At 65.2% G+C, this 11,907-nt stretch carries 7 protein-coding genes; 5 read left to right on the top strand and 2 right to left on the bottom strand.

Going from position 1 to position 11,907, the window contains the following annotated elements; translation table 11 throughout:
• Positions 1-31 precede the first annotated feature (31 nt).
• The 3 genes from AC07PQ_RS06460 (at position 32) to AC07PQ_RS06450 (ending at position 5,505) form a co-directional block, all read left to right on the top strand.
• Positions 32-1,855: a monovalent cation:proton antiporter-2 (CPA2) family protein gene (locus AC07PQ_RS06460; protein ID WP_493185086.1), complete on the top strand. Its 1,824-nt coding sequence runs from the start codon at positions 32-34 to the stop codon at positions 1,853-1,855.
• A 147-nt stretch (positions 1,856-2,002) separates the two neighbouring features.
• Positions 2,003-3,112: a DNA alkylation repair protein gene (locus AC07PQ_RS06455; protein ID WP_493185087.1), complete on the top strand. Its 1,110-nt coding sequence runs from the start codon at positions 2,003-2,005 to the stop codon at positions 3,110-3,112.
• Between the two features lie 515 nt (positions 3,113-3,627).
• A complete protein-coding gene (locus tag AC07PQ_RS06450) occupies positions 3,628-5,505 on the top strand; it encodes a DUF3857 domain-containing transglutaminase family protein (protein WP_493185088.1) in 1,878 nt (625 codons plus the stop codon).
• A gap of 183 nt (positions 5,506-5,688) precedes the next feature.
• Here AC07PQ_RS06450 and AC07PQ_RS06445 read toward each other — a convergent pair whose 3' ends face one another.
• Complete coding sequence (locus tag AC07PQ_RS06445; protein ID WP_493185089.1) at positions 5,689-6,582, bottom strand: LysR family transcriptional regulator; 894 nt, start codon at positions 6,580-6,582, stop codon at positions 5,689-5,691.
• A 132-nt stretch (positions 6,583-6,714) separates the two neighbouring features.
• On the opposite strand from AC07PQ_RS06445, the gene AC07PQ_RS06440 reads away from it, so the two are divergent.
• Together AC07PQ_RS06440 and AC07PQ_RS06435 are read left to right on the top strand one after the other, a co-directional pair.
• A complete protein-coding gene (locus tag AC07PQ_RS06440) occupies positions 6,715-8,361 on the top strand; it encodes a GMC family oxidoreductase (RefSeq protein WP_493185090.1) in 1,647 nt (548 codons plus the stop codon).
• A gap of 181 nt (positions 8,362-8,542) precedes the next feature.
• The gene (locus tag AC07PQ_RS06435; RefSeq protein WP_493185091.1) at positions 8,543-10,165 is read left to right on the top strand and encodes an MFS transporter; all 1,623 of its coding nucleotides are present in this window, start codon (positions 8,543-8,545) and stop codon (positions 10,163-10,165) included.
• Between the two features lie 120 nt (positions 10,166-10,285).
• Here AC07PQ_RS06435 and AC07PQ_RS06430 read toward each other — a convergent pair whose 3' ends face one another.
• Entirely contained in the window at positions 10,286-11,719 is a 1,434-nt protein-coding gene (locus AC07PQ_RS06430) for a serralysin family metalloprotease (protein ID WP_007925022.1), read from the bottom strand.
• Between the last annotated feature and the right edge of the window lie 188 nt (positions 11,720-11,907).

Here is an 11,907-nt window from a genome sequence, read left to right as displayed (position 1 = left end):
AATCAATACCCGTTTTCCCAGGAGTAAGCCCATGCCCCATGAAGGCAACCTGTTGCAAGCCGCTGTCGTGTTCCTGTTCGCGGCGGTGCTGACCGTCCCCCTGGCCAAGCGCCTGCAACTGGGGGCCGTGCTCGGTTATCTGCTGGCCGGGGTGATCATCGGCCCGGCGGTACTGGGGCTGGTGGGCAACCCGCAGAGCATCAGCCATGTCTCGGAGCTGGGCGTGGTGTTGCTGCTGTTCATCATCGGCCTGGAGCTGTCGCCACGGCGCTTGTGGGTGATGCGCAAAGCGGTGTTCGGCGTCGGCCTGGCCCAGGTGCTGCTGACCGGGGTGGTGATCGGCTGCGTGGCCCTGTTCCTGTTTGGCCAGCCGCTCAACAGCGCGATCGTGCTGGGCCTGGGCCTGGCGTTGTCGTCCACCGCCTTCGGCCTGCAAAGCCTGGCCGAACGCAAGGAGCTGACCAGCCCCCACGGGCGCCTGGCGTTCGCCATCCTGCTGTTCCAGGACATCGCGGCGATTCCGTTGATCGCCATGGTCCCGGTGCTGGCCGGGGCCGACCACAACACCAGCAGCGCCGAAGACCTGCGTCATGGCCTGCAAGTGCTGGGCAGCATCGCCGTGGTGGTGATCGGCGGCCGCTACCTGTTGCGCCCGGTGTTCCGGGTGGTGGCGCGCACCGGCCTGCCGGAAGTGTCCACCGCCACTGCCTTGCTGGTGGTGATCGGCACCGCCTGGCTGATGGACATGGTTGGCGTGTCCATGGCCCTCGGCGCCTTCCTCGCCGGCCTGCTGCTGGCGGACTCGGAATATCGCCACGAACTGGAAGCGCAGATCGAACCCTTCAAGGGCCTGCTGCTGGGGCTGTTTTTCATCAGCGTCGGCATGGGCGCCAATATCGGCCTGCTGTTCAGCGCGCCGATCGCGGTGCTGGGCCTGACCCTGCTGCTGATCGCTATCAAGCTGCCGCTGCTGTTCGTGGTCGGGCGCCTGGCCGGCGGTCTGGGGCGCTTGAGCGCGGTGCGCCTGGGCGTGGTGCTGGCGGCCGGCGGCGAATTCGCTTTCGTGGTGTTCAAGATCGGCCGCGACCAGGGCCTGTTCGAGGCGCGCCTGTATGACCTGCTGGTGCTGACCATCACCCTGTCCATGGCCGTGACCCCGTTGCTGCTCCTGGCCTGCGCGCGCTTCTTGCAGCCCAAGGCCAAGCCGCTGGAAATGCCCGCCGAATACCGCGAGATCGAAACCGACGCGCCACGGGTGGTGATCGCCGGCATGGGCCGGATGGGCCAGATCGTCGCGCGGATCCTGCGGGCGCAGAACATCCCCTTCGTGGCCCTCGACACCTCGGTCGACACCATCGAGCTGACCCGCAGCTTCGGTGGCATGCCGGTGTTCTACGGCGACCCGATGCGCGCAGAAATCCTCAAGGCGGCCAAGGTCGGCGAGGCGGAGTACTTCGTAATCGCCACCGACGACCCGCAGACCAACATCAACACCGCGGCGGTGGTGCGCAAGCTCTACCCGCACATCAAGATCATCGCCCGCGCCCGTAACCGCCAGCACGTGCACAAGCTGGTGGACCTGGGGGCCGAGGCGGTGCGGGAAACCTACTATTCCAGCCTGGAAATGAGCCGCAAGGCGCTGATCGGCCTGGGCCTGACCCACGCCCAGGCCGACTCGCGGATCAAGCGCTTCACCGCCCACGACGAACAGGTGCTCGAAGCCCAGCACGCGATCTACGACGACCACGCGAAGATCCTGCAGTCGGCCCAGGAAGCCCGGGCCGAGCTGGCGCGGCTGTTCGAGGCGGACGCCGAGGACGAGCAGGCCGAAGGCGTGTTGCCGGCGCCGCGCTGAACATAGGGCCACGCGCTGCGGCCTTTCGCGGGCAAGCCTCGCTCCTACAGAAGCGGGGCTTGCCGGGGCCCTCCTGACACAATCTGTCAGCCCGCTGCGCTACAGTGCCCGGCGCCCCGTCCCGTCCCGTCCCGAATGGATACGCCGATGACCGCCACCAGCAACACCCCTGCCCTCAAGGAAATCTTCAACGCCGAACGCCTGGAACACATCGCCGAAGAAATGCTCGCGGTGTACCCGGCGTTCGACCGCCGCGGCTTTCTCGCCCACGCGAACAAGGGCCTCGCCGAGTTGTCGGTGATGCAGCGCCTGGCGCGGGTCAGCGAGAGCCTGCACGCGGTGCTGCCGGCGGACTACGACGCCAACCTCGCACGGCTGTACGATCTCGCGCCGCGCCTGGACAGCCGCTTCGTCTGCATGTTCCTGCCGCACTACGTGGCCAGTTACGGCGACCACGCCTTCGAGCGATCGATGGCGGCGCTCAAGTATTTCACCGCCTTCGGCTCCTCGGAATTTGCCATCCGCCCGTTCCTCGCCAGCGACCTGTCGCGCACCCTGGCGGTGCTGCAGGACTGGGCCCGGGACGACAACGAGCATGTGCGCCGCCTGGCCAGCGAAGGCAGCCGCCCGCGCCTGCCCTGGTCGTTCCGCCTGGAACGGATCCAGGCCGACCCGACCCTGGCGGCGCCGATCCTCGAATGCCTCAAGGCCGACCCCAGCCTGTACGTGCGCAAGTCGGTGGCCAACCACCTCAACGACATCAGCAAGGATCATCCCGACTGGCTGCTGGGGTTGCTCGAAGGCTGGCCGCTGGACCAACCGCACACCGCCTGGATCGCCCGCCATGCCCTGCGCAGCCTGATCAAGCAGGGCCATCGCCGGGCGCTGGCGATCGTCGGCGCCGGGCATGCGCCGCAGGTGACGCTGCATGGCCTGCGGGTCGAGCCGGCGGTGATTCGCCTGGGTGAACGGATCAACCTGTCCTTTGCCCTGGAGTCCACCGCCGACGCCAGCCAGCGCCTGGTGGTGGATTACGCCATCGACTACGTCAAGGCCTCGGGCGGCACCCGCGCCAAGGTGTTCAAGCTCAAGGCCTTCACCCTGCCGGCCAAGGCCCGGGAGCAACTTGGCCGCGCCCAGCACATCCGCGAACTGAGCACCCGCCGCCACTATCCCGGGCGCCATGCGCTGCATATCCTGGTCAACGGCGAACGCCTGGGCAGCACGGCGTTCGATATCCAACCTCCCGCCCCATAGCCACCGCCACCTCCCTTACAGACATACCCCCTGTAGCCGCTGCCGCAGGCTGCGATCGACCCGAAGGGGCGCAGCGTTCTCATTGCCGCCAGAGGTCCTGCGGACCTTGCACAGCCTTCGGCAGCGGCTACAGGGAGGCGCCTATCTCGTAACGAAATATTTCAGAATGCCCGGCAAAAAACAGACAGCAAAAATACCTGGATCTTCCCGGCAATCACCAGAACTCGAACGGGCCGCAGATATGGCCTTAAGCCATACCCTGCGGGGAGAAACCCCGTGCTCCACGACGCGTTCAAAACGCCGTGGCTGGCTTTATCCCGCGTCTCCCAAGCCTGGAAAAATTCTAAATAAACCGCTCTATCTCAAGCCTTTCAGCGGGATCAATTGTCAGACAATGCTGTAAATCCGTATTGCGATAAATTATCATTTGGCGCCTCCCCCGCCAGCCACGCCCCTGGCACAGGTGATTCGACCGGTGCGACGTGGCTGATTTCAATGATTCACCCGAGGCGCTCATGTACCGTTTTCCGCTTTACCGTCCCCTGATCTGCGCCGGTCTCGGACTGCTCTCCTGGCAAGCCTTTGCTGCCTATCAACCGCAATCGGAAGCCGCCCTGGCCGCCGACTCCGAAATGGAATGCCAGTTCAACGCCGACCACAGCAGCGACTGCACCACCACCCAGCACTACACCATCCTCACCCCGGCGGGCCGGGACATGCTTTCGCGCATCGACTTCAGCTATGCCGAAACCGATGGCTTCGAACTGCGCAAGGCCGAATTCACCCAGCCGGGCGGCAAGCCCGTGGCGCTGGCGCCGGCGCAGATCGATACGCGCACCGCACCGAATCCGGAACAGGGTTTCCTGCGCGAGAAACAGACGTCCCTGGCCTTCCCCAACCTGCGGGTCGGCACCCGGCTCAGCTACACCGTGCAGCAGCACTACGCGGCCAAACCGCTGCTGGGGCAGTTCCACTCGGTGCTGCAGTTCGGTCCCAAGCCGGTGCGCCAGGACAGCTTCAAGATCACCTACCGCGCCACGCGCCCGATCGTCTGGCGCAGCGAGCAGATGGACGACTACCGTTTTACCGCCAGCAGCGACCGCAAAAAGCTGACCATCGAGCAGAAGGCGCCGGTCTTCCTCAACTACATCAATGAACCCTCGATCGGCTTTATCCAGCGGGTGCCGCGGGTCGAACTGGGCAGCAGCACCGAGGTGCAGGACTATTTCGGCACCCTGGCCCAGCGCTACCAGCAGATCCTCGCCGCGCCCCTGCCGCCAGCCAGCGCCAAGGCCGTGGCCGGCCTGCGCGACCTGCCGCCAGCGCAGAAAGTGGCCGGGCTGATGCAGCACATCAACGACAACTACCGCTACCTGGGCGACTGGCGCGCCACCGAGCGCGGTTACCTGCCCTTCGAGCTGAAGCAGATCGAGCAGCGCGGCTATGGCGACTGCAAGGATCTGGCAGTGCTCCTGGCCGCCATGCTCAAGGCCAGCGGGATCAAGGCCGAGATGGCCTGGGTCAGCCGCGAGAACGTCGTCGCGCCGCTGTTGATCCCCGGCACCCATGCGCCGAACCACGCCATCGTGCGGGCCGAAGTCGATGGCAAAGTGTGGTGGCTGGACCCGACCAACCCGGTGTTCGACCCGGGCCGCAGCATGCCCGACATCCAGGAGCGCTGGGCCTTTGTCAGCGACGCCAAGGGCCAGGTGCGCGAGGACTACATCCCCCTGGGAACCCCGGACACCAGCCTCGTGCTGGACAAGCAGGAGCACTTCGACAGCAACGGCCAGGCCCGGGTCAACGCGCGTATCGAGTTCAGCCATATGGAGCTGATGCGGCTGATGGTCTCCGACAACCAGAACGGTATCGCCAGCAACGACCAGAGCCTGTGCGAGCGTTTCACCCGGGAACTGCGCGACTGCCAGATCAGCCGCGAGCCGACCGCCTTCGTCGCACCCGCGACCTACCGGATCAAGGCCTCCCTGACCGACCTCAAGCCCCTGGAAAACATCTCCGGCAACTACTTCTACAAGGCTCCGGCCCTGGAGGGCGACTGGGACTTCCTGGTCAACTACCGCCGCAACGGCCAGTTGGCGGACCTGTACATCGGCGACGCCAACACCCTGCGCTACACCTTCACCCTCTCCGGTGCCCGGCTGGACAAGGACATCAAGGCCTGCAACGTGCGCTCGCCCTGGTTCGACATGGACCTGAGCAGCGAACGGGTCAAGGGCGAGTACCGCTATCACTACCGCCTGAGCCAGAAAAAACGCTGGCTGAGCCATGACGAAATCGTCAGCGCGCCGTTCGACGCCATGGTCAGCCAGGCCAAGGCGTGCGCCGAGCAAACGCGGCAACTGGTCCAGCTCAAGGGCACAAAGAAAGCCTGAGCCACAGCGGCGCCTGCACCGCCAGCAAGCTGGGCTCCTGCAAGTTCGGCGCCGTCCATGTAGGAGCGCAGCTTGCTCGCGATAAACGTCAACGATGACGCCTATCGCCTGGATGAACGCGTCGTTCTCGCGGCCATCGCGAGCAAGCTCGCTCCTACAAAGGCACACCAGTGTTTGCTGCGATCAGGCCGGTTCGGCGAGCAGCAAGCCCTGCTCGGCCGCGCACAGCTCGACCACGTAATCCCACACCACCCGCAGGCGCACGGACTTGTGCAGCTCGCGGCGGGTGCTGATCCAGTAGGCGCGCTGGATGCTCTCGCTGGGCAGCAAGGGCACCAGCTGCGGATCGCCGGCGGCCATGTAGCACGGCAGCACGGCGATGCCCAGGCCGGAGCGCGCGGCCTGTTGCTGGGCGATCACGCTGGTGCTGTGGAACACCACCTGTGGGTTGCGGCAGAAGCTGGTGAGGAAGATCAGCTCCTGGCTGAACAGCAGGTCGTCGACATAGCCGATCCAGGCATGCCGCCCCAGGTCCTCGCGGCTGCGCAAGGGCGGTGCACGGTCCAGGTAATCCTGGCTGGCGTACAGGGCCAGGCGGTAGTCGGTGAGCTTGCGGGTCACCAGCATGTCGGCGTTGGGCCGCTCCAGGTGGATGCTGATTTCCGCCTCGCGGTTGAGGATGCTGACAAAACGCGGCACCGCCACCAGCTCCACCTCCAGCCCCGGATAACGCTCGAACAGGCCGCGCATGCGGCTGGCGAGAAACATGATGCCCAGGCCCTCGGTGACGCCCACGCGGATCTTGCCCAGGGGCGCCGTGGACTGGGTGATTTCCTCCTGGGCCAGCAAGGCCACGTTCTCCATGGCTTCGGCGTGCTTGAGCAAGGCCTCCCCGGCCGGCGTCAGTTCATAGCCCTGGGCATGCTGGACGAACAGCGCGGTGCCCAGGCTTTTCTCGATCGCCTCGATATGCCGGGCCACCGTGGCGTGGGTGGTCTTCAACCGCTGGGCCGCGGTCAGCAGGCGACCGCTGCGTTTCAGCTCGAGAAAAAACCGCAGGTCGTTCCAGTCGAACATGACTCTTCCTTGCAAATGCCAGGGGGAGCCGCTGTTTAAAAACGCACAGCGGCTGAGCAAAAACTAACATTCTTTTAACGAAAGCTAACAACTAGGATGAGCCGCAACAAGAACGATAAAACGAGGTCATGGATGCTGCCTGCCTTTGATCCCTACGACTACATAGTGGTCGGCGCCGGTCCCGCCGGGTGCCTGCTGGCCAATCGGCTGTCCGCCAACCCGGCCCACCGCGTCCTGCTGCTGGAAGCCGGTGGCCGCGACAACTATCCCTGGATCCACATCCCCGTCGGCTACCTGTTCTGCATCGGCAACCCGCGCACCGACTGGTGCTTCAAGACCGAAGCCGAACCCGGCCTGCAAGGCCGCAGCCTGAGCTACCCGCGCGGCAAGGTGCTGGGCGGCTGCTCGTCGATCAACGGCATGATCTACATGCGCGGCCAGGCCGGCGACTATCAGCGCTGGGCCGCCGACGGCAACCCCGGCTGGAACTGGCAGGACGTGCTGCCGCTGTTTCGCAAAAGCGAAAACCACTTTGCCGGCGACTCGCAATTCCATGGCGCCGCCGGCGAATGGCGGGTCGAACGCCAGCGCCTGTCGTGGCCGATCCTCGATGCCTTCCGCAGCGCCGCCGAACAGAGCGGCATCGCCAGCGTCGACGACTTCAACGGCGGCGACAACGAAGGCTGCGGTTACTTCCAGGTCAACCAGAAAGCCGGGGTGCGCTGGAATGCCGCCAAGGCCTTCCTCAAACCGATCCGCCAGCGGCCCAATCTCACGGTGCTGACCGGGGTCGAGGTCGATCGGGTGCTCCTGGAAAACGGCCGCGCGGCGGCGCTCAGCGCCCGTTACCAGGGCCAACCGCAGACCTTCAAGGCGCGTCGCGAAATCATCCTCAGCGCCGGTTCCATCGGCTCGCCGAGCATCCTGCAGCGTTCGGGAATCGGCCCCGCCGCCCTGCTGCAACGCTTGGGCATAGGCGTCGCCCACGAACTGCCGGGGGTCGGCGGCAACCTGCAGGACCACCTGCAACTGCGGCTGATCTACAAACTGGAAAACGCCCGCACCCTGAACCAGATCGCCGGCAGTCTGTGGGGCAAGCTGGGCATGGGCCTGCGCTACCTGTACGACCGCAGCGGCCCGCTGTCCATGGCGCCGAGCCAGCTGGGGGCGTTTGCCCGCTCCGGGCCGGAACAGACTTCGGCCAACCTCGAATATCACGTGCAGCCGCTGTCGCTGGAGCGCTTCGGCGAACCGCTGCACGCCTTCCCGGCCTTTACCGCGTCGGTCTGCGACCTGCGCCCGCAAAGCCGCGGCCGGGTGCAAATCCGCTCCGCCGACCCGCAGGCGGCGCCGCTGATCCAGCCCAACTACCTGAGCCACCCGGAGGACCTGCGGGTCGCCGCCGACGCCATTCGCCTGACCCGGCGCATCGTCGCCGCGCCAGCCCTGCAAGCCTACAAGCCGACCGAATACCTGCCGGGGGCCGAGTTGCGCAGCGAAGAACAGCTGCACCAAGCCGCCGCGCGCATCGGCACCACCATCTTCCATCCGGTGGGCACCTGCCGCATGGGCCAGGGCCCGGAGGCGGTGGTCGATGCCGAGCTGCGGGTGCATGGCATCCCCGGCCTGCGCATCGCCGATGCCTCGATCATGCCGTACATCACCTCCGGCAATACCTGTTCGCCGACACTGATGATCGCCGAGAAAGCCGCCGAGCTGATTCTCGCCACCTCGACCAGGAGCCCTGCCGCCGAAAAACCAAGCGTCACCCCCGCCTGACCCGTGTAGGAACGAAGCTTGCTCGCGATAGGCCCTCGGACATTGCCTCGTTCTTCAGGCCGCCATCGCGAGCAAGCTTCGCTCCTACAGAAACAGAAGATGTACGACAAGACGCGGCACCGAAGTCGAAGGTGGCGCCGACAGTGGAACAACAAAAACAATCACTGTGAGGGATATCGATATGTCGGAACATGCTCAATCGATGGACGCGGCGGTCGCCGCGCCCACCAGCCAGGAAAGCCAGAAAGTCATCTTCGCCTCGTCCCTGGGGACGGTGTTCGAGTGGTATGACTTTTTCCTCTACGGCGCCCTCGCGGCGGTCATCAGCAAGCAGTTCTTCGCCGGGGTCAACGACACCACCGCCTTTATCTTCGCCCTGATGGCATTCGCCGCCGGCTTCGTGGTGCGGCCCTTCGGCGCGCTAGTGTTCGGCCGCCTGGGGGACATGATCGGGCGCAAGTACACCTTCCTCGCCACCATCATTCTCATGGGCCTGGCGACCTTCGCCGTGGGCCTGCTGCCGACCTACTCGAGCATCGGCATCGCCGCGCCGATCATCCTGGTCGCCCTGCGCATGCTCCAGGGCCTGGCCCTGGGCGGTGAATACGGCGGCGCCGCGACCTACGTCGCCGAGCACGCCCCCCAGGGCAAGCGCGGTTTCCATACCAGCTGGATCCAGTCCACCGCGACCCTCGGCCTGCTGCTGTCGCTGCTGGTGGTGCTGGGCTGCCGCTACTTCACCGGCGATCAGTTCGAAGTCTGGGGCTGGCGCCTGCCGTTCCTGCTGTCGATCGTGCTGCTGGGCATTTCCACCTGGATTCGCCTGAGCCTGCATGAGTCGCCGGCCTTCCTGAAGATGAAAGAAGAAGGCCGCGCCAGCAAGGCGCCGATCCGCGAGTCCTTCGGCAAATGGGAAAACCTCAAGGTGGTGCTGATCGCCCTGTTCAGCATCAACGCCGGGCAGGCGGTGACCTTCTACGCCGCGCAGTTCTACGTGCTGTTCTTCCTCACCCAGTTCCTCAAGATGGACCCGGCCCTGGCCAATATGCTGCTGATCATCAGCGTGGTGATCGGCGCGCCGTTCTTCATCTTCTTCGGCTGGCTGTCGGACAAGATCGGCCGCAAGCCGGTGCTGATGGTCGGCCTGCTGCTGGCCACCGCGCTGTACTTCCCGATCTTCAAGTCCCTGGCCCACTACGCCAACCCGGCCATCGACCAGGCCAGCCGCCAGGCGCCGATCAGCGTGCTGGCCGACCCCGCCACCTGCACCTTCCAGTTCGACCCGGTGGGCAAGGCGCGTTTCGACAGCCCGTGCGACAAGGTCAAGACCTTCCTGGTCAAGCAGGGTCTGCCCTACGCAAGCGTCGCCGCGCCCGCCGGCAGCCCGGTGCAGGTCAACGTCGGGGACGTGCAGATCGACGGTTTCGACGAGGCGGCCCTGCGCGGCGCCGTGACCCTGGCCGGCTACCCGCAACAGGCCGATACCCAGAACGTCAACAAAACCATGGTGGTGGTGCTGATCGTCGCGCTGATCCTGATCGCCGCCATGTGCTACGGCCCGCTGGCGGCGCTGATGGTCGAGCTGTTCCCGACCCGCATCCGCTACACCTCCATGTCCCTGCCCTACCACATCGGCAACGGCTGGTTCGGCGGCTTCCTGCCCACCGTGTCCTTCGCCCTGGTGGTGTACACCGGCGATATCTTCTACGGCCTGTGGTACCCGGTGGTGATCACCGGGGTCAGCCTGATCGTCGGCCTGATCTGCCTGCGCGAGACCCGCAACGTCGATATCGACAAGAACTGAAAAGCCCGGCTGACGGTAGCGCCCCAAGCATGCTTGCAGGCCTTGGGGCGCTCAGCGTCAGCCAAGGGAACCTGGCAAAAAAAACGGCGCGCCATGGCGCGCCGCTTCCGTTGCTGTCGATCAGGCCACGATATCGGTGGTCGCCGCCTGGCCAACGGTGCCCACGGCGAAGTCCACCGCGCCCAGACCGGTGAGGTCGACCAGCAGGCTGGTCTGGTCGGTTTCGGCGTAGTAGGTCAGGATCGCGTCGCCAGCATGGCCGGTGAAGCCGCTGACGAAGTTCAGGGTCGCCTGCCCCGAGGCGAACGGCGCCAGGCCGCTGAGGTCGATCTTGTCCTGGCCGCTGGTGAAATCCATGATCCAGTCGGGCTCGTCGAAGGTCGAATCGGATGCCGCGCCGAACACGAAGGTGTCCGCTCCCGCCCCGCCCCACAGCGTGTCGCGACCGCCGCCACCGTAGAGGATGTCGTTGCCGGCACCGCCTTCGAGGATGTTGGCCGCGGCGTTGCCGATCAGCAGGTCGTTGCCCGCACCGCCGATGGCATTTTCCAGGGTCACGCCATGGGCCACGGACACGTTGCCCACCAGGCCGCCGACGTCGGAGAACGAGCCCTCGTTGAGGTTGATCTTCTGGTTCTGGGTGAAGCCGGAGAAGTCCAGGGTGTCGTTGCCGCCGCCGTCCCACACCGAGAACACCAGCTTGGAGGCAGATGAGCTAGCGCTGTAGAAGTCGCGCCCGGTGTTGGAGTTGAAGCCATACACGGTGTCGTCGGCGCGGGTCTCGTGGTTGGCGCCGTAGAGTTTCTGCACCGCGACGATATCGTCCATCAGCGGCGCCGAGGCGTAGGCGCCACCACCGTCCTTGCTGAAGTCCTGCCCGGTGTTGCTCTCGCTCCAGTAGCTCATCAGGCTGTAGCCGCGCGTGTCCTGGGCGTAGGTGGCATCGTTGTAGGTCGGGTTGCCGTTGCCGGCGTTGTAGGTGCCCGGATGGGACAGGCCCAGGCTGTGGCCGATTTCGTGGGTCAGGGTCTGGCGACCGTAGTTGCCGTTGCCCGGGGTTTCGTTGACCCGGTACTGATCGTTGATCAGGTACCAGGACTGGCCGTCATAGCTGCCGCCCGAAGGCAGGTAGGCGAAGGCCGCGCCACCGGTGCTGACGCTGTAGTTGCCGAAACTCAGGTGCCCGTCGCCGCCGCTCGCGGCTTCGTTGAAGCGCACATTGGCCACGTCCGACCAGGATTGCAGGGCCAGGAACGCCTGGGCTTTCTGCAAGGCGCTGAACTCGCTGAAGCTGCCCAGGTTCGGGTTGTAGTTGGCCGGCTTGCTGGTGAGGAAGCTGTAGCTGAGCTCGACCTTACCGTCGCCGTTCTGGTCGTGCCAGGACAGGCCCTTGCGCAGGATCTGCTCGGCGGCCTGGTCCGCGGTGTACGACGGCTTGCCATTCACCAGCTCCGCGCCACCACGGTCATAGGCATGGCTGAAGGCAGTGATCAGTTGGTAGGCATCGCTACCCGGAGCTGCCGAAAAACCGGCATTTTCTTTGGCTTTTGACATCATTTACATCCTTGTTCAACGCTGAAAATTTCCGATAGACCACGGCGACCTGTTAGCGAGATCGTCCTATCACTCGCCCTATTCAAGGCGGGGAAAAACTGACACAGACCCTGGCGTGGCGTCCACGATTTTTATTGTCCGACAATATGCCCAGGCGACTTTGCACCTCATTAAAATCGCTACCCACC

It is taken from the genome of Pseudomonas sp. GW821-FHT09E12 (assembly GCF_059416085.1).
This window is presented reverse-complemented; position numbering and strand designations above follow the sequence as displayed.